12 protein-coding genes are annotated in these 19,836 nt (G+C 55.6%); 8 read left to right on the plus strand and 4 right to left on the minus strand.

Annotated elements, in window-relative coordinates; all coding sequences use genetic code 11:
- Positions 1 to 259 precede the first annotated feature (259 nt).
- The 7 genes from OKW98_RS08410 to OKW98_RS08440 all read left to right on the plus strand — a co-directional run bounded on the left by OKW98_RS08410 (position 260) and on the right by OKW98_RS08440 (position 10,892).
- Complete coding sequence (locus OKW98_RS08410; RefSeq protein WP_265388755.1) at positions 260 to 2,890, plus strand: Z1 domain-containing protein; 2,631 nt, start codon at positions 260 to 262, stop codon at positions 2,888 to 2,890.
- Positions 2,883 to 3,875: a PD-(D/E)XK motif protein gene (locus tag OKW98_RS08415; protein WP_265388756.1), complete on the plus strand. Its 993-nt coding sequence runs from the start codon at positions 2,883 to 2,885 to the stop codon at positions 3,873 to 3,875. The genes OKW98_RS08410 and OKW98_RS08415 overlap by 8 nt, the downstream gene beginning before the upstream one ends.
- Positions 3,872 to 5,722, plus strand: a complete 1,851-nt coding sequence (locus OKW98_RS08420; RefSeq protein WP_265388757.1) for a hypothetical protein — start codon at positions 3,872 to 3,874, stop codon at positions 5,720 to 5,722. Before OKW98_RS08415 ends, OKW98_RS08420 begins: the two co-directional genes overlap by 4 nt.
- Positions 5,719 to 6,627 carry a hypothetical protein gene (locus tag OKW98_RS08425; RefSeq protein WP_265388758.1) on the plus strand — a complete coding sequence of 303 codons (909 nt, stop codon included), beginning with the start codon at positions 5,719 to 5,721 and terminating at the stop codon, positions 6,625 to 6,627. The genes OKW98_RS08420 and OKW98_RS08425 overlap by 4 nt, the downstream gene beginning before the upstream one ends.
- Positions 6,627 to 7,388 (plus strand): DUF6339 family protein, encoded by a 762-nt coding sequence (locus OKW98_RS08430; RefSeq protein WP_265388759.1) that lies wholly within the window; start codon positions 6,627 to 6,629, stop codon positions 7,386 to 7,388. Before OKW98_RS08425 ends, OKW98_RS08430 begins: the two co-directional genes overlap by 1 nt.
- A gap of 564 nt (positions 7,389 to 7,952) precedes the next feature.
- Positions 7,953 to 8,930, plus strand: coding sequence for an IS5 family transposase (locus OKW98_RS08435; RefSeq protein WP_265385849.1), 978 nt, complete (start codon positions 7,953 to 7,955; stop codon positions 8,928 to 8,930).
- Between the two features lie 510 nt (positions 8,931 to 9,440).
- Positions 9,441 to 10,892, plus strand: coding sequence for an MvaI/BcnI family restriction endonuclease (locus OKW98_RS08440; protein WP_265388760.1), 1,452 nt, complete (start codon positions 9,441 to 9,443; stop codon positions 10,890 to 10,892).
- 67 nt (positions 10,893 to 10,959) lie between these two features.
- Here the strand turns inward: OKW98_RS08440 and OKW98_RS08445 are convergent, their stop codons facing one another.
- The 4 genes from OKW98_RS08445 to OKW98_RS08460 form a co-directional block, all read right to left on the minus strand.
- Positions 10,960 to 12,207: a ribonucleotide-diphosphate reductase subunit beta gene (locus OKW98_RS08445; protein ID WP_133777019.1), complete on the minus strand. Its 1,248-nt coding sequence runs from the start codon at positions 12,205 to 12,207 to the stop codon at positions 10,960 to 10,962.
- A gap of 675 nt (positions 12,208 to 12,882) precedes the next feature.
- Positions 12,883 to 13,497 (minus strand): putative adenosine monophosphate-protein transferase Fic, encoded by a 615-nt coding sequence (locus OKW98_RS08450; protein ID WP_265388761.1) that lies wholly within the window; start codon positions 13,495 to 13,497, stop codon positions 12,883 to 12,885.
- A complete protein-coding gene (locus tag OKW98_RS08455) occupies positions 13,497 to 13,667 on the minus strand; it encodes a YhfG family protein (RefSeq protein ID WP_265388762.1) in 171 nt (56 codons plus the stop codon). The genes OKW98_RS08450 and OKW98_RS08455 overlap by 1 nt, the downstream gene beginning before the upstream one ends.
- A 152-nt stretch (positions 13,668 to 13,819) precedes the next feature.
- Positions 13,820 to 16,735, minus strand: a complete 2,916-nt coding sequence (locus OKW98_RS08460; protein WP_265388763.1) for a ribonucleoside-diphosphate reductase subunit alpha — start codon at positions 16,733 to 16,735, stop codon at positions 13,820 to 13,822.
- Positions 16,736 to 19,097: 2,362 nt separating this feature from the next.
- Here OKW98_RS08460 and OKW98_RS08465 point away from each other — a divergent pair.
- Positions 19,098 to 19,835: a response regulator gene (locus OKW98_RS08465; RefSeq protein WP_265388764.1), complete on the plus strand. Its 738-nt coding sequence runs from the start codon at positions 19,098 to 19,100 to the stop codon at positions 19,833 to 19,835.
- The last annotated feature ends 1 nt before the right edge of the window (position 19,836 follow it).

Below are 19,836 nucleotides of genomic sequence, written 5' to 3' on the forward strand. Positions count from 1 at the left end.
AATAAAAATACTGGATTATTAACTGGAAATCAGCGTCCCGCTGAAGCTGTGTCATAGGGTACTACAGAAGGTATTGATATTACGGTGCTATCAGCCGATGCTAGTAGATGCGCTGAGGACTCGCTACGAGGCCTGTTTAGTCAGCGCACAGCCCCGTCTGTGACGGTGAACCGGATGGCAGGGATGGGCCCGACAATGCGCCAAGGCTGTCAGGAGCCCAACTTTGCTGCCATTGGCCCGAAGAATTGCAGGAAGCTCTATGACGACCCCACAGATTGATATCTTCGAGAAGCAGATCCGCGAAAAACTTCCGACGCATGAAAGCCCCGCTACGGCTGCAGAAGCCATCAAACGAGAAGCTTCTGTTTTTGGCATCACGTTTTCCGCCGACATGGATCAAAACCTATCGATCGCACTTACGCGTGTCGTTGCGTCGTTGGGGAGTGTCGAGGTATTACGTCATTCTTCTCTCATCAAGCCCAGAGAGGAGTGGTACACAGGGCCAAGTGCCCACGACGTACACTGGCCAGCTCTCGAAGGCTACTTGACCAACGTCAAGGGTTGGGACAAGGACGCTGTGAAATCGATAAACAAAAGCTCGTCGGAAGTGGTCTCGCTATTGGCAAATCCGTCCGCGACCAAATTCCGTCATCGCGGCCTTGTCGTGGGTTACGTGCAGTCAGGCAAAACGGCCAACATGACTGCCGTCATCGCCAAGGCTGTGGATGCAGGCTACAACCTCATCGTTCTTCTCGCAGGTGTCACCAATAAGCTCAGGTCACAGACGCAGAGCCGAATCGAAAGTGACGTCGTGAAGCGCCACAGTCACCTATGGCAGCTGTGGACGGAGATTAATGATGAAGGTGACTTCGTGATTCCGCCTAACCGGCACTTCGCGTTGCCTGTGCCCGGTCGCGCTCAGCTGGTCGTAATGAAAAAAGTTGCCTCACGGCTGCAAGCGTTTCGCCGAACGATCATCGACGACAAGGGGCGTAGTACGTCGACGAATGTCTTGGCGCAACTCAAGGTACTCATCATCGATGATGAGTGCGATCAGGCCTCAGTGAACTCCTCGAACAATGACGAGGACATGACTCGAATCAACGAAGAGATTCGGAAAATCATCCGGGCTCTTCCTGCGGTCTCTTACGTTGGTTACACCGCTACACCGTTCGCCAACGTCTTTATCGACCCGTATCCGCGCAGCAAGGATGAACTAGACGATCTTTACCCTGAAGATTTCATAACTGCGTTACCTCGCTCCGACAATTATTTTGGTGCGAGGGAGGTATTCGGCTTCGATCCGAAGGACGCTGACAACGAAAGTACAGATGAAGCCGGTCGGGACATGATACGGACCATCCCGGTCGAGAAGCTGGATACGTTGCGCCCCGCTCGCGCAAGCGATAAAAACTTCAGACCTAAGATGACAGAGGAATTGGAGGAAGCCATCCTTTGGTTTCTCATATCGTGTTGCATACGTCGAACTCGGGGCCAGGGACACGAACATATGTCGATGCTCATCCACACCTCGCCGCTTATTTCTCAGCACGAGGGTATGGATGCGGTAATCTGTGGATGGCTGAAGACGCATAGTACCGATCTGGCTAACGGTACCGGATATGTTTCTGAGAAATTGGATGCGATTTTTAGTCGTGAAACTTCTGCGGTCTCGTTTGGAGGCGAAGCAAGCCTTCCCACGTTGCAACAGCTTTTGCCGCATCTCCAGCAGACGCTTGCAGCGTTGGAAGTTGCAATCGAAAACGGGGTCAGCGAGAAGCGGCTGGACTACTCGAAGGGCCCGAAAACTTATGTAGTGATCGGCGGGGCGGTGCTCGCTCGCGGGCTGACGATCGAGGGGCTCTGCGTCTCCTTTTTCCTCCGCACTTCGGTGCAGTACGACACCCTTCTGCAGATGGGACGCTGGTTCGGCTACCGCAAAGGTTACGAAGATCTTCCCCGTCTCTGGACAACGGCTGAGCTGATTTCAAGCTTCAGGGCGCTTGCGCGCATTGAGGAGGAAATCCGCGACGACATAGCGCGATATAGTGAATACAAGACCACTCCTGCGGAATTCGCAGTGAAGGTACGGGCGATTCCCGGGATGGCAATTACTTCGGCGGCGAAAATGCGCCACGCCTTTCGTACCAGCATCAGTTTTGAAGGGCGTCACGTGCAGACCATTCGCTTTGATCACCAAAGTGAACGAGTGGCCAGTGTTAACTGGTCGGCTGCGAGCGGGCTCGTGGATGATATTGGCGCTGACAACATCAAGGATTTGGGAAATCGAAAACTCGCACAAGGCATACCTCTGACGCTGGTCAGAAAGTTTTTGAAGATCTACGAGATCTGCGACCAGCATATGGATCTGAAAAGAGAAATGCTGCTTGCTTATATCGACAAGGCAGAGCAACAGCTGCAAACCTGGAACGTTGGTTTTATCACACCCGGATCCAGTCTCTCTCGCAAGCCGCTGGGACAGTTGGGTCCAATCTCTACCAACCGCCGCGCGCAGTTGAAGGCTTCGGAGAAAAGCTATGCAGACATCAAGGCCTTGATGTCTAAGAACGATGTTCTCATTGATGTCTCAAGTCCAGCAAGCGACGGAGCTGATGACTCATGGGCATCCTTCAAAAGTCGAAGACCCGCCATACCATTGTTACTGCTGTATGCAATTGATCAAGAGTCTCCGCCAATGCCGAGTACGAAGAATCGCGAAAAGCTGGATGCCACCGACGACCTAATCGGAATCGGTATCGTGTTTCCCGGTGCCAAGGATTACGCTGGCGCGTACTACGCGGTGGAGCTGGATGTTCCTTCGGAAGAAAAGATTGATGAATCACTGGAAGAGGTATTTGCAGCGGAAGAGGCGCAGGCTGCCGATGCATAATCCTCTTCAGCGGTGGACGCAACTTCGCTCCAGTGAGAAGGGCGATGGCGTCGTCGAGATTCCTACGTTGGACTCCGGTATCGACACTGGCTTCGGAGTCGTACGTTATGCTATCGGCCTGCATGGCGAACCCCGTCTATTAGTCCCAACGAGCGGGCACCATTCTAGAGGGCTCACCTGCACCAGCAAACTTTCGGTATCCATCGTCAGTCTTACAGTCGCGGGTAAAAGCGTCCGGTTCATTGACATTATGTGCCTCGATAAAACGCTGAATGCAGTGTTTGCAGAGCTGGCGGCAGCAATGCTCAGACGCTTGGAAAGTGGAGACTCGCCTCACACGGCAGTCGCAAGCGCGATTCATGATTTCCGTGAATTACTGAGGGAGACATCCGGCCCGAAAATTCCTGAAAGCGCCATAGCGGGGCTTATTGGCGAACTGCTGGTGCTTCATGAACTGGTGAAGATAGACCTTGGAGCTGTCGAAGCGTGGTCGGGGCCACTTGGCCAACGCCACGACTTCCGTAGGGGGAGGCACGCGCTGGAAGTGAAGACTTCCGGTCGTTTGGACGCGATGCAGATAAGTATCAACGGCATCGACCAACTGGAGCTGCCGGATAACGGCTCGCTTGTCTTGGTTCATGTCAATATTGAGAAGGCACAGGACGGCGAGTTGTCTGTCGCGGAGCTGGCAAAACTGTTGCAATCCTGCGGGGTGAAGACTTCAACGCTCCATGAGCGCTTGGTTGCAATTGGTTGCCAAAGCCCCGACGCTCCGGAATGGAATCGCGTCGCTTATTCAGACTGGTCCATCAGGACATATCAGGTTGGGCCTGGTTTCCCCCGAATCACCCGTTCGGGACTCGAGTCAAAATCACTCCCGGCCGGCGTGAGCAATCTGTCGTATGCCGTAGACCTGACCCATGCCACCGCATACGCGCTCTCTGAAACAGAGCAGGTGGATGCCTTTAAGAGAATCTCGAAATGAGCCTGTTGGAACTCTTCAGCGAACCATTCGCGCGTACTGGTAATATCGCGGCCGACGGTTTCAGAAAGTTGCTTGGCTGCCCCGCGCAGGATCTTTTGCAGACAGTGCTGCGTGAGTCGATACAGAACAGCATCGATGCGGGCCGTCTGGGCAAGGGCCCCGCCATCCATGTGCGCTATCGCACTCTGACGTCGGAGCAGCTGAACTTTCTCGTTAGTCAAGTTCTATCCGATCAAATCTTTTGTGATCAAACTGCAGTTGCCGTTCAAGAGACCCTAGGGAAGACCGACCTAAAAGTCTTAGAAATTTGCGATTTCAATACCACAGGATTAGGCGGGCCGACGTCAGGTGATGCCGTGGCGGAGGGTGGCGAAGCGCTGGATTTCGTGAACTTTATGCGCAATGTCGGCGTTGCGAGGGATACCCATAATGGCGGTGGTACATACGGGTATGGCAAAAGCTCCTTGTATGCCATGAGCGCGTGCTCCAGCATTCTTGTCGATACACAAACCACCGCCAGCGGCACCCCGACAAGAAGGTTCATGGGCTGTCACCTCGGAAGTGCTTTTGACGCCGTTGCGCCGAACGGCAAGAGAAAACGTTTCACCGGGCGTCACTGGTGGGGTATCAAAGATAGCGAAGGCGGTATCGACCCAGCTACCGGTGCCACAGCCGAAGAGCTTGCGGCATCGTTAGGCATGCCAGCACGTGGGCACGTCCTGACCGGTACTACAGTCATGATCCTTGACCCCTACGTGGCTGAGGGTTCAAGAACGGCCGCTGATGAGATCATCGAGACGATACTCTGGAACTTCTGGCCTCGACTCACGCGCACGACCCCCGTGGAAAGGAAGCTGGACATTCGGTTGTTCATAGAGCATACCGAAGTACCCATCCCCCTGCCGGAGCACTTTCCACCGCTTGATTTATTTTCTGCTGCCATTGCCGAGCATCGAAATATTGAAGGCGATATCATCCGGATACAACGGGACAAGCCGCACAAAGTCCTTGGGGCGCTCGCGCTCAAGAGGGGTATGCGTGCGACGCGCTCTGCAGTAGCCCTTCATGACAATTCCAAAATACCTCATCAGGCCAGCCACATCGCGGTAATGCGGCCTGTGGAGCTTGTCGTCAAATATATAAGCGGTACACCTTTCCCGGATGCGCGTTACGAATGGGCGGGCGTTTTCATTTGTTCGGATGAGAAGCTCGTAGAGGAAGCTTTTGCAAAGGCAGAGCCCCCTGCGCATGATGACTGGGTGCCTGACATGCTCCCGGGGTCAGACGCGAAGTCAATAGTCAGGATTGCACTGAAACGCCTTGAACATCATGGCCAAACCTATGCTGCACCCATCTCGACGACTGTTGCGTGCGCAGGAAGTAAAGGCCCCTCGCTGGCGAAGACAGCTGCCAAACTGGGAAATCTTCTGGATGCTGTTTCGGGTAAAGGGCCAGGCAAATCAATCACGGCAAATTCTCACACTTCCCGCAAGCGTGATGAGCTATCCGTTTCCTTGCCTAGGTTTCTCCGACTCGAAATTGACGAGAATGATCAGCCATGCGCGGTTTTCGAAGCTGAACTACGTAACGACAAGAGAGATGAGCATCTCAAATTGATCGCTGAGTCAAAACTCATCGCCGATGGTGGGATGACGGACAGTACAGACCTTCCGCTTGGGTTTGAATCCAAGGTATTGAAGATGGATTTAAATGGAACGCAGAAAGAGGTCTGTGGCGATATCCTAGAAGTGGGCAAACAATGTGGTGTTCTGACTATTCGCGTGTTGTGTCCGGCTCACGCGGCCGTCGGGGTACGCCTGTCCTTTATGAAAGTGAGTGATCAATGAGAAGAATAGCGCTGCCATTCCTCACACTCTCCGATGATTCTGTTGCGCTGAGTGAATGGACGATCGGCGAACTTGGACAGCCGCGGTTCCCTCTTGCGGAAATTCTGGAGGATTGGGACTACGAGAAAGATCTGGAGATCGGCGTGGAAGTCACTGTTGATCTTCACCAAGCTTCTTTAGACCTAGCTCTCGACGCCGCTTCACTCAAACTCGCCGCAGTGCTCGTAGTCGGAACTGGTGCAGGGTCGCTTCCTCGTGTAACCCATTATGCTTGCATAAAAATCATAGATCGTGGCAACACCTCTGTACGTCTCGAAGCGACGCTTGCAGGGCACACACTATCGTCCCAGCTGCATCTTGAAATCAGAATTCTCCTCGATGGGCCCATTGCATCAGGAAGTCAGTTGTCACCTCGGTTCAAAGGCGCGAAGCTTTGGCGAACAGATCTGCGTGTCCTCCTAGAGGATGGGGGCGAATCGCGCTTTCCGATCGAACTCACGAGTTTCACTGATAGCTTTCAGGGCATGCCTGAGCAGAATGCTCCTTGGTATATGCAGTGGGACCCATCCAATTTCCATGCCGACTTCGGTGGCAATGTGCGTCTCTACGTGAACTCTGATAACGAGGAAATCGCGCATCGCTTTGTAGATGGTGACCGGATTTTGCTTCAGGCAATCGTCGCTGATGTCATGACACAAATGATTACGACCGCGCTTGATCAAGAGAATGAGGATGATTTTTTGGTCACTTTCGAACAGGGGTCCATTGGGCAGCAGACCCGTGTTTGGATTGAAACTGCCTTTAGTGGGCAGAACCGCCAAAGCATTAGCGCCATGCGTCGAAATTATCCCGGCCGATTTCATGCATCGATTTTGGCGGCCGCCGAGTTAAGGGGCGAAGAATAATGGCCATCGCACTATTACCTCGTCTGAAGCCAATTGGTGTGGATACCGCTCTCGGACGATTTCATGAAACAGGCGTGAATACCCGATCTACTCTAAATATCCTGTCAGATTATTCGGACGTATTATCGTTTGCTCCCAGCGGCGGTTATAAAACGGGAAAGGCCGCTGTGGATATCGGGCACGGACTAAAGCAGGTCGCACAAAGCGCAGGATTCCCTCGCATAGGCAGCCAAAGCGCCAAGGCCAAGTTCGATCAGGAGGCGGCGATTTACCTTGCTCAGGCACCAGAACTTTTCAGTGGCGAAGCGCTCAGAAATGATGTTTGGGCATTTATTGCAACTGTGATTATCCCTGACTTGGTGATGTGGCGCTTCCCTGGTGAAAACCGTAGCCGATTCGCCGGTGGAAACCGAAATACGTTCCAACGGCTGTGGATGCGCGGTAAAGGGCTCGATCGTGGATGCGACCACGCTGACCGCTGGGGCTTGGTTAAAGCACTGCCCGAAGATGCGATGGTGCAGATCTTCGAAAGACCCTCCATCGCCAGCTCACAGCGGCTTGCGACAGCTGTCGCTGAGTGCTGGGTGAGCGCGTCAATCGCAGCAGAAAAAGGCACGATGGAGGACATCATGCGCAGAGCTATGAAGATTCTTCGTATTCGGAGCGAAATCATCGATTTCGCTTACCTTGATACTGAGCAGCTTGAGAAAGCTATTACGACGATTTTTAAAGATGCGATGTCCGTTCGATCCGCTTCGTGAAAGTCATAGGGGTATAAGCTAGGTGGCGGCTGCATGTCGCCACAGTACCGTTAACGGGCATGCGCTTATGTGGTGACCAATCACGCCAACGGTAAGGCAAGCGAAATCCATCATCAGCACTGTTGCGGATTTGCTGGAGAGGTCAATTTTAAATAACCCGTGCCAACGGGTTTGCACTATTACTCATCGCGCGTTGCTGTACTGCGAGAGGAATGTTTGCCTGCTTATATGGTGAGACTGTTCGCCTTGTCGAACCTGTGAATGGCGCGTCGACATGTCCTCTTCGGTGTGGATGAAGCCCATCCTTGCTAGAAAAATGGCCACTACGCAGTGCTAGAAGCACGAATAACTATAAAGTTTTCAGCAAGTTTACCGATTGGCATTCTGAATGCGCCAGCCGCTCAGTAATTGAAAAGTAGGCGGTTGCTTCAGACTATCCTCAGGGTAATTGACCAATAACTAGCTTGGAGCGTGTCTGATATAACGCTCCCTAGGGAAACTCTGAAAAAGACTTCCAAATCTGGTGAAATACGCCAGTCCCAAGCACTGAACGGTTGAGTCCCGATGAAGCAGATGTCCTTCGCTGACGCCGAATACGCTGGCAAACGCAAACAAACCCGCCGTGAACGCTTCCTGATCGAGATGGATCAGGTCGTGCCCTGGAATGGCTTGGTCAAACTGATCGAGCCGCACTATCCAACGGGAGAAGGTGGTCGTCCGGCATACCCGTTGATGGCGATGTTGCGGGTTCATCTGATGCAGAACTGGTTCGGTTATAGCGACCCAGCTATGGAAGAATCGCTGTACGAAACTACGATTCTGCGCCAGTTTGCCGGGCTGCATCTGGATCGGATTCCAGACGAAACCACGATCCTCAACTTCCGCAGATTGCTCGAAAAACATGAGCTGGCCGGTGGGATTTTGCAGGTCATCAATGGCTATTTGGGCGACCGTGGTTTGTTGTTGCGCCAAGGCACCGTGGTCGATGCGACGATCATTCATGCGCCGAGTTCGACCAAGAACAAGGACGGCAAACGCGACCCTGAAATGCATCAAACCAAGAAGGGAAATCAATACTATTTCGGGATGAAATCGCACATCGGTGTCGATGCCGAATCCGGTTTGGTGCATAGCGTAGTGGGCACTGCGGCGAATGTGGCGGACGTAACCCAGGTCGATCAGTTACTGCACGGAGAAGAAACTTACGTCTCTGGCGATGCCGGTTACACCGGCGTCGAAAAGCGCCCCGAGCATCAAGATCGCCAAATGATCTGGTCGATTGCTGCGCGGCCCAGCAGCTATAAAAAGCATGCAAAGAAGAGTCTGATCGGGCGCATGCGTCGCAAAATCGAATACGCGAAAGCTCAACTGCGCGCCAAGGTTGAGCATCCGTTTCGAGTAATCAAGCGCCAGTTTGGTTATACGAAAGTACGCTTCCGAGGCCTGCTGAAAAACACTGCGCAGCAGACCACGCTGTTTGCTCTGTCGAACCTGTGGATGATGCGAAAACGATTACTCAATGCAGGAGAGGTACGCCTTTAATGCGGAAAATGAGTGCTGAAAAGCGCTTGTACGCAGAAAAAAGCGGGGATTGAGAGAGCAAAAGGTCTAATTTTCGATTGAGTCGACATTTTTTGAGCCTCAAGCAACGGGGCTGTTAAAAACGCGTGCCTACTTCAGACCTTCCCTAGATAGAAAATCCTTGTCGAGAATACACTCTATAGCAATCCTGTTCTGCCTTCTGCCTTCTGCCTTCTGCCTTCTGCCTTCTGCCTTCTGCCGCCCTCGCGACGCATTGTGGGTCAGATAGGGCTTTCGCGCGGATTGCGCTTGCTGTTCTGCGCGAAGGATGCAGGTCCTTGTTCGAAAATTTCCAATAGGTCAGATATAAAAACTCTACGAAAAAACCAATATGAAAAAATAATTACCTATTAAAAACAGGTACTTATCCTTAAATACCATGTCTCTGCGAAGCTTTTCATTATTTTTTTTCTTTACATCATGATGTTTCGTGAATATCTTGTAGGCACAACGCCACCACTGGGGAATATCATGAGTACTGATTCCGGAACATTTGAGCACCACGCTTCTTCTGTCGCAGACATCTTGGCCACATTGTCAAACCATCAAATCCATCGTGCGATTCTGAAGCAGCTCCCAAAGAATGCTAATGATAAGAATCAAGTGTATTTGTCAACTGACTTTGGTGTATTGGCTGATGATTTCGCTTTGACTTACAAGGAGCGTGGGGCGAGTAGCAGTGAAAAGGACGCTTCAACCATCGGCGTCGAACGAAGTATCTCAGAAGCTGCTTTTGATGATTTCTCTTGGTTAAGAAGTGATGGTACTCTCAGCAAGGCTAAGCGTGTAAAGGCGATTATCTATCCCCAATACCCTGAAGTCAGACTCTCCGGATTTTTAACTATCGATAACTCAATGCCTAGTGCGTTGTCTGTAACTTTCACCCAAAAATTTCCTAATGCTAAGAGGCTTTTAGTGTTGGGAGTTAGAGCAGGTGGAGAATGTGTCGGAATCCTATATACAGATATCTCAGATGCTCTCATCGAGGAAGTCAAGGCTCTTCCTGCAAACGATCGGGCCAAGGCCTGTAAAATCGTAGAAATTGGAAAGCCTGGAATAAATAACCTTTTAAATTTACTAATACCGTTTGTTGGGGTGCAGCTGCCAGGTTGCCGACTAAATAAAATGGGATCTACTTTACCATTCACCGGTACTCAGGTTTGCGGATATACCTTGGAACACTGTTTGGGGATTTCTTCAAACTCAGATAAAGACGGCGATATTTTTGGTATCGAACTCAAAACTCACACTAGTAAAAAACTGACGCTCTTCACTCCGGAGCCTGATTTTGGGTTTTACGCGGAAAATTTCGCCGGCTTTATGAACCTGTTCGGTTACGTAGATGGGGATGGTGATATGCGTCTGACGGGGCTCCATAGAGCTAACATCCCGTGTTCAAAAACTGGGCTAGTCCTTAAGGTTACAGAGTTTCGCGTTGGTGCTGATGGTGAATGGCTCCGAAACGAATTAGGTGAAAGAATTCGCTTTCCTTATGATGAGAGCTCTGCATTATCTGCGAAAACGGACGTGCTTCAAGTTGTTCTGTTAGATGCAAACGGATTTGTGGCGGCAGGCTGGAGCTTCGCCCGTCTTATGAACAGCTGGGGTGCGAAGCACAACGAGGTGGTTTACATTCCTGCCGAGAAAGCCGTCAACGGAAACGCCGCTCAGTTTGCCGCGGGATTTACTGTTGGGGTTAAATTTTCTCGGACAGTCATGCTTTGCCAAAAAACCTCTGCAGAAAGGCTATACAAAGCAATTAATGATGGCGTCATTTTTCTAGACCCAGCGCCAAAGTTACATGCGTCAGATGCTTCTAAGCATAAGCGGCGAGCGCAATGGCGTGTTAATGACATTTCGAAAGCTGCGGAGTCGCTTTATGAGACCGTTTCCCATGTCACTCTGCCAAGTATTAGAGACTGAGGAGTGTGTATGGGGGGCAAGGAGACCGTCATATCTGACGGTCTCTACAACTGGCTTTTGCCTGCAATCAATCCCAGCTCAACGCCCCACCCGTCTGGTACTCAATAACCCGAGTCTCAAAGAAGTTCTTCTCTTTCTTTAAGTCCATGATCTCGCTCATCCATGGGAACGGGTTAGTCGTCCCTGGGTACTCTTCCTTCAAACCAATCTGGCTCAAACGACGGTTCGCGATGAACTTGAGGTAGTCCTCCATCATCGCCGCGTTCATGCCCAGTACGCCGCGAGGCATGGTGTCGCGGGCGTATTCGATTTCCAGCTGGGTCCCTTGCAGGATCATCTGGGTTGCTTCTTCCTTCATTTCGGCGTCCCACAGGTGTGGGTTTTCGATTTTGATCTGGTTGATCACGTCGATGCCGAAGTTCAGGTGCATGGACTCGTCACGCAGGATGTACTGGAACTGTTCTGCGACGCCGGTCATTTTGTTGCGGCGACCCATGGAGAGGATCTGGGTGAAGCCGCAGTAGAAGAAGATGCCTTCCAGAACGCAGTAGTAGGCGATCAGGTTGCGCAGCAGTTCTTTGTCGGTTTCGACGGTGCCGGTTTCGAACTTCGGATCGGAGATCGAACGGGTGTATTTGAGGCCCCAGGCTGCCTTTTTGGCGACCGACGGGATCTCGTGGTACATGTTGAAGATCTCGCCTTCGTCCATGCCCAGCGATTCGATGCAGTACTGGTAGGCGTGGGTGTGGATCGCTTCCTCGAAGGCCTGGCGCAGGATGTACTGGCGGCATTCAGGGTTGGTGATGAGGCGATACACGGCCAGCACGAGGTTGTTGGCAACCAGGGAGTCGGCGGTGGAGAAGAAGCCCAGATTGCGCAGGACGATGCGGCGCTCGTCGTCGGTCAGGCCTTCCGGGTCTTTCCAGAGGGCGATGTCCGTGGTCATGTTGACCTCTTGCGGCATCCAGTGGTTGGCGCAGCCGTCGAGGTATTTCTGCCAGGCCCAGTCGTACTTAAATGGCACGAGTTGGTTGAGGTCGGCGCGGCAGTTGATCATGCGCTTTTCGTCGACCGCGACGCGGGCGGCGGAGCCTTCGAGTTCGGCAAGACCTTCGGCGACGTCAAGCTTGTCCAGCGCGGCTTTGGCGCGGGCAATGGCGTCGGAGTCGTTTGCGCTGACGGCGCGGGCTTCAAGCGCAGCAGCACCACCGGCGCTGTCGAGTTTGTCCATCGCGGCTTCGGAAGCATGGCCGGCGTTGGCGCCTTTGGCGGGTTCAGCTTCGTCGGTCTTGTCGAATTCGTCCCAGCTCAGCATGGTGAGGAGGCTCCTGCTAGAGGACCGGTTTTTAAGCGGCCTGTGGATTTCAAAGTCAGCGTTGCCAGCGTTGCTGTTAGCGGGGCTGGCAACGGGAATAGGTTGGGCGGTGCTTAGTGCTTACTGTGATTGATCGACGAAGGCGCTAAACGCTGCTTCGGATCGATCAACGAACATCCTGCGAGGGCTGCCTGCGGCGCACCTGCGAAACAGGTCAACAGAGGCTGATTTCAGAGTGACGGTTTTGCGGGTGCAAGCGGTCATTTTGAGTACCCTGGATGAGCGCGGGATTATACAGATTTTGCCCGGCGCAGGTTCGTCCGTGACGGAATTTGAGGGCCGATTTGCCGTCATTTTCCTTTGCGTTAATTCCCAATTCGTGAGTCGGGAAAGGCGCTACCAAATTCAGCTGGATCACGTATCTAGTGTGTCTTCGTGTTGCGAGACACATCATATAGTGTGTCAGGCCGGGCGGCAATCGGCTAATCGGCGTCAATATTCCGGTGCGGGAGTGCCCCCTTAGATTGGATTTCCGCGCTGGGATAGCGAGGCGATCCGTATTTAAAGGCTCTCACCGCGCACCACGGAATCTGCCATAAAAATGGCTCGTGCTTTTATGGCTGAATTGAGGTGATATCGACCACTTTTTTTTACGCAGATGCGCCTTAATCGCGCTCAAGTTTCCTTGCAGTCAATTGCAATCGCCCCCCCAACACACCGCTCAAAAACCCGCACCATCCCCTCATAATCACACCCCACCGCATCCACATTCGCCCGTATCCATTCCTCCGCCTCCACCGGCCACCAACTGATCTCAAACCCCGCATTCACAATGATGTGCTCAAACAGAATCCGCTGGGCACGCCCATTCCCTTCGCGAAACGGATGGATCACGTTCAGATCCCCAAACAGCTCCGCACTGGCCGCAATCAAGCGCCCGCGATCCAGCTCCTGAAACCAGTTCGCGTCGGCCAATACCTTGAACAGCTTGTTGGCCTCGGGCTCGATGCGGTGGGTCACGCAGAAGTGGGTCTGGTCTTTGGAGATGTCGACGGTGCGCAGTTCGCCCGCCCAGTCATAGAGATCGGCGAACAGCTGGCGGTGGATGGCTTGCAGGTAGGGCAGGTCATACGGAGGAGGGGAGAAGTCGATGGCTTCGGCGGCGACTTCGGACAGGTCGCGCTCGGCTTGCGCCAAAGTGTTTGCGTCGGTGAGGTCGAGGCGGTTGCGCAGCACGGTGCTGCCGGGCGGACAGTAGGGGTCTTGTCCGACGCCGTATTTGTCGACCATCAGGCCTGTTTTTTACGGTAGCTGATGAGCAGCTCTTCCCGGGAGGGGAGGCGGCGTTCGGAGTCGGCGGGCGAACTCTCGAAACCTTCCAGACGCAGGCTGGCGGCGTAGTTGGAGCGGCGCGTTTTGGCGCAGTAGGCTTTTTTGGATTCTAGCGAGGCAGCTGGCATGGGGCGTTCTCCTGGCTTGGCAAGAGGGGAGTGTAGCTGAAAGGGGGGAGGGGCAGCGAGGGCCGGGAGCGGTTGGGCTCCCGGGTCGCGGTGTTGCTTGAACCGCTTCGCGGGCAAGCGCGCCTACAAAGGGGCGCGCATGCCAGCGGGTTTTACTGGCAGGCTTCGCAGTCCGGCTCGTCGATCGCGCAGGCTTTAGGCACTGGCGCTGGACCGGCCGGAGCCGCTTCGGCTGGACGCGGGGCGGTGATCGCCGAGTCGTCCGGGCCGTGGCCACCGCTGGAAACGGCGTTCAGCTTGCCGGTGTTGATGGTCGACTTCTCGGTGCTGGTCGCGGCCAGGGCACGGAGGTAGTAAGTGGTTTTCAGACCACGGTACCAAGCCATGCGGTAGGTCACGTCCAGCTTCTTGCCCGATGCGCCGGCGATGTACAGGTTCAGCGATTGCGCCTGGTCGATCCACTTCTGACGACGGCTGGCCGCGTCAACGATCCACTTGGTGTCCACTTCGAAGGCCGTCGCGTAGAGGTCTTTCAACTCCTGCGGGATGCGCTCGATCTGCTGCACCGAACCGTCGTAGTACTTCAGGTCGTTGATCATGACCGAGTCCCACAGATCGCGGGCTTTCAGGTCGCGAACCAGGTACGGGTTGATCACGGTGAATTCGCCCGAGAGGTTCGATTTCACGTACAGGTTCTGGTAAGTGGGTTCGATCGACTGCGACACGCCGGTGATGTTGGCGATGGTTGCGGTCGGTGCGATGGCCATGATGTTCGAGTTACGAATGCCTTTCTGAACGCGAGCACGCACAGGCGCCCAGTCCAGGCTTTCGTTGAGGTCGACGTCGATGTACTTCTGGCCACGCTGTTCGATCAGGATCTGTTGCGAATCCAGCGGCAGGATGCCTTTGGACCACAGCGAACCCTGGAACGTCTCGTAGGCACCGCGCTCGTCCGCCAGATCGCAGGACGCCTGGATCGCGTAGTAGCTGACGGCTTCCATCGAGCGGTCGGCGAATTCCACGGCAGCATCGGAACCGTAAGGAAGGTGCTGCAGGTACAGCGCGTCCTGGAAGCCCATGATGCCCAGACCCACCGGACGGTGACGGAAGTTGGAGTTCTTCGCTTGCGGCACCGAGTAGTAGTTGATGTCGATCACGTTATCGAGCATGCGCACGGCAACGTCGATGGTGCGCTTGAGCTTGTCGGTGTCCAGCTTGCCGTTGACGATGTGGTTCGGCAGGTTGATCGAGCCCAGGTTGCAGACCGCGATCTCGTCCTTGTTGGTGTTCAGGGTGATCTCGGTGCACAGGTTCGAGCTGTGAACCACGCCGACGTGCTGCTGCGGGCTGCGCAGGTTGCACGGGTCCTTGAAAGTCAGCCATGGGTGGCCGGTTTCGAACAGCATGGACAGCATTTTGCGCCACAGGTCTTTGGCCTGAATGGTCTTGAACAGCTTGACCTTGCCCGGGTACTCGGTCAGCGCTTCGTAGTACTCGTAGCGCTCTTCGAAGGCTTTACCGGTCAGGTCGTGCAGATCAGGCACTTCGGACGGCGAGAACAGGGTCCACTTGCCGTCGTCGAAGACACGCTTCATGAACAGGTCAGGGATCCAGTTGGCGGTGTTCATGTCGTGGGTACGACGACGATCATCACCGGTGTTCTTGCGCAGCTCGATGAACTCTTCGATGTCCATGTGCCAGGTTTCCAGGTACGCGCAGACAGCGCCTTTGCGCTTGCCGCCCTGGTTCACGGCCACGGCCGTGTCGTTGACCACTTTCAGGAAGGGCACGACGCCCTGGGATTTGCCGTTGGTGCCCTTGATGTAAGAGCCCAGCGCGCGAACCGGGGTCCAGTCGTTGCCCAGACCGCCTGCGAATTTGGACAGCATGGCGTTGTCGTGGATGGCGTGGTAAATGCCCGACAGGTCATCCGGAACGGTGGTCAGGTAGCAGCTCGACAGCTGTGGACGCAGGGTACCGGCGTTGAACAGTGTCGGGGTCGAGGCCATGTAGTCGAAGGACGACAACAGGTTGTAGAACTCGATGGCGCGGTCTTCGCGGGCTTTCTCTTCGATCGCCAGGCCCATGGCCACACGCATGAAGAAGATCTGCGGCAGTTCGAAACGTATGCCGTCTTTGTGGATGAAGTAACGGTCGTACAGGGTTTGCAGGCCCAGGTAGGTGAACTGCTGGTCGCGCTCGTGGTTGATCGCCTTGCCCAGTTTTTCCAGGTCGAATTCGGCCAGCACAGGGTTTAGCAGTTCGAACTGGATGCCTTTCTCGATGTAAGCCGGCAGCGCCTTGGCGTACATGTCGACCATTTCGTGGTGGGTGGCGCTTTCGGCGACACCGAGGAAACCCAGGCCTTCGGCACGCAGGGTGTCCATCAGCAGGCGCGCGGTGACGAACGAGTAGTTCGGCTCACGCTCAACCAGGGTGCGCGCGGTCATCACCAGTGCGGTGTTGACGTCGGTCAGCGCAACGCCGTCGTACAGGTTCTTCAGGGTTTCGCTCTGGATCAGGTTGGCGTCAACCTCGGCCAGGCCTTCGCACGCTTCGGTAACGATGGTGTTCAGGCGGCCCATGTCCAGCGGCGCGAGGCTGCCGTCTTTGGCGGTGATGCGAATCGACGGGTGCGCCTGCACGGTGGTTTCACCAGCAGTGCGACCGGCACGCTCCTTGGAGCGCTCGTTGCGGTAGATCACGTAGTCGCGGGCCACTTTCTGCTCGCCGGCGCGCATCAGCGCCAGTTCGACCTGATCCTGGATTTCTTCGATGTGGATGGTGCCACCCGACGGCATGCGGCGCTTGAAGGTCGCGGAGACCTGTTCGGTCAGGCGCGCAACGGTGTCGTGGATACGCGACGAGGCGGCAGCGCTGCCGCCTTCAACTGCGAGAAAGGCCTTGGTGATGGCGACGGTGATCTTGTCATCGGTGTACGCAACGACGGTGCCGTTACGCTTGATCACACGCAGCTGACCCGGAGCGGTGGCGGACAGGTCTTGCTGGGTCGCACCTGTCTGCGGCGCGGTGGCCTGCGGATTCTCGCGAGTTGTGTCTGTATGCATGGGTGTCTCCACGTTCTCTAAGTTTGTTTGGGCGCAAAGTGCGCGCCCACCGTTTCGTCTTGCGGCAGTGAACTGACAAACGTCAGGCCATGACTTCAAGACGAATGGGAAGGCGGGTTCACCGTCCCTGGCGTTGAAGTCGAAAAGGGCGCCGGACCTGAGTCCGTCACCCGAAAAACTGTTGCAGAATGCGCGTCTGATGTTGCAACACGTGTGCCGCTGAGCGCAGATCCCAAGGCTGGGTGGTCTGCCCTTCGCGCGGACAGGGTCGAGCTATAGAAAAGCGGTAGATTCGGGGGTAATTCAGCCCTTGGTACACACGTATTGCGCGAGAAAAAAACCTTGAAATCGCGCCATGACTTGTGTTTGGGATTTGAGTGAAAACCCTACATGTAGGGTCTCCGCCGTCGAAGGGCTACAAGATATGCGTTTCGGACACTTACTGCAACGCATGACCTGTGGATAAAGCTGTGTGTAATTTGTGTGTGAAACAGGGAAATCCCGTGTAGGCCGCATGGCGTCTGGGATGGGCCGTTGGTCACTGTTTTTTCATCATGGAAAACGCCGGTGAAAAACCATTGCCCTGCTTTTTGAGGGCGCGAACGCTATCACAAAAAACATATTTGGCAAGGGCGATCCCGGAGTGGATTTGCACCGAATCGAAAAATCGAGGTCGTGCGCAAAATCGGTTTGAGGTGAACGCAAAAGCGCCGGCGCACGCGAAATCTGTGGGGGCTGGCTTGCTGGCGAATGCGGTGGGTCAGGCGAGATTGACGGCGCAGACAGATCGCGTTCGCGGGACAAGCGCGCTCCTACAGTGGGTCTGCGTTGGCTGAGGTTTCAGCGGCAAGCACAGGATCTGTGGGCGCCGGCTTGATGGCGAATGCGGTGGGTCAGGCGTGATGGACGGCGCAGACAGATCGCGTTCGCGGGCAAGCGCGCTCCTACAGTGGATCTGCGTTGGCGGAGGTTTCAGCGGCAGGCACAGGATCTGTGGGCGCCGGCTTGATGGCGAATGCGGTGGGTCAGGCGTGATGGACGGCGCAGACAGATCCCGTTCGCGGGACAAGCCACGCTCCTACGGTGGATCTGTGTTGGCTGAGGTTTTCGCGTCAGGCATGGATCTGTAGGCGCCGGCTTGCTGGCGAATGCGGTGGGTCAGGCGAAATGGACGGCGCAGGCAGATCGCGTTCGCGGGACAAGCCACGCTCCTACGGTGGGTCTGCGTTGGCTGAGGTTTCAGCGGCAGGCACAGGATCTGTGGGAGCCGGCTTGCTGGCGAATGCGGTGGGTCAGGCGAGAGTGATGGAGCAGGGAGATTGCATTCGCGGGACAAGCCACGCTCCTACGGTGGATCTGCGTTGGCGGAGGTTTCAGCGGCAGGCACAGGATCTGTGGGCGCCGGCTTGATGGCGAATGCGGTGGGTCAGGCGAGATGGACGGCGCAGACAGATCCCGTTCGCGGGCAAGCCACGCTCCTACGGTGCATCTGCGTTGGCGGAGGTTTCAGCGTCAGGCATGGGATTTGTAGGAGCCAGCTTGCTGGCGAATGCGGTGGGTCAGGCGAGAGTGATGGAGCAGGGAGATCGCGTTCGCGGGACAAGCCACGCTCCTACGGTGGGTCTGCGTTGGCGGAGGTTTCAACGGCAGGCATGGATCTGTGGGCGCCGGCTTGATGGCGAATGCGGTGGGTCAGGCGAGATTGACGGCGCAGACAGATCGCGTTCGCGGGACAAGCCACGCTCCTACGGTGGATCTGCGTTGGCGGAGGGTTTCAGCGTCAGGCATGGATCTGTGGGCGCCGGCTTGCTGACGAATGCGGTGGGTCAGGCGAAATGGATGGCGCAGGCAGATCGCATTCGCGGGACAAGACACGCTCCTACGGTGGGTCTGCGTTGGCTGAGGTTTCAGCGGCAAGCACAGGATCTGTGGGCGCCGGCTTGCTGGCGAATGCGGTGGGTCAGGCGAGAGTGATGGAGCAGGGAGATTGCATTCGCGGGACAAGCCACGCTCCTACGGTGGGTCTGCGTTGGCGGAGGTTTCAGCGGCAGGCACAGGATCTGTGGGCGCCGGCTTGCTGGCGAATGCGGTGGGTCAGGCGAGATTGACGGCGCAGACAGATCGCGTTCGCGGGACAAGCCACGCTCCTACGGTGGATCTGCGTTGGCTGAGGTTTCAGCGGCAGACATGGATCTGTGGGAGCCGGCTTGCTGGCGAATGCGGTGGGTCAGGCGAGGCGAATGCGTTGTGTCTGCCGCCCGATTTGCCCATGATCGGGCGCATCGCCGACAAGCGCGCCACGCCTTCGGCACACGCACATCGCAAGACGCCTATTAATAAGAACAACATCAGGAGCCTCACCGTGCAGCCACAACCCTGGCAGGTGCTGATCGTCGAGGATGACCAGCGGCTGGCCGAGCTCACCCGCGACTACCTCGAAAACAACGGCCTGCGCGTGAGCCTGGAAGGGGACGGCGCGCGGGCGGCCCAGCGAATCATCGACGAGCAGCCGGATCTGGTGATCCTCGACCTCATGCTGCCCGGCGAAGACGGCCTGAGCATCTGCCGCAAGGTGCGCAGCCACTACGACGGCCCGATCCTGATGCTCACCGCGCGCACCGACGACAGCGATCAGATTCAGGGGCTGGACATGGGCGCCGACGATTACGTCGGTAAACCGGTGCATCCCCGTGTCCTGCTCGCGCGCATTCATGCGTTGTTAAGGCGCAGCGAAACCGTCGAAAGCCCCGCCCAGGAACAGCACCGTCTGGAATTCGGCGCGCTGGTGGTGGACAACACCCTGCGCGAGGCCTGGCTCAACGACCAGGCCGTCGAACTGACCAGCGCCGAATTCGACCTCTTGTGGCTGCTGGTCGCCAACGCCGGGCGCATTCTCTCTCGCGAGGAAATCTTTACCGCCTTGCGCGGCGTCGGCTACGACGGCCAGGACCGCTCCATCGACGTGCGCATCTCGAAAATCCGCCCGCGCATCGGTGACGACCCCGACCACCCACGCCTGATCAAGACCGTGCGCAACAAGGGTTACCTGTTCGTGCCCCACGCCGCCGCGCAACTGCCCTCCCTCAAGCACGATGGCTAAT

It is taken from the genome of Pseudomonas sp. KU26590, assembly GCF_026153515.1.
Classification (GTDB): Bacteria; Pseudomonadota; Gammaproteobacteria; order Pseudomonadales; family Pseudomonadaceae; genus Aquipseudomonas.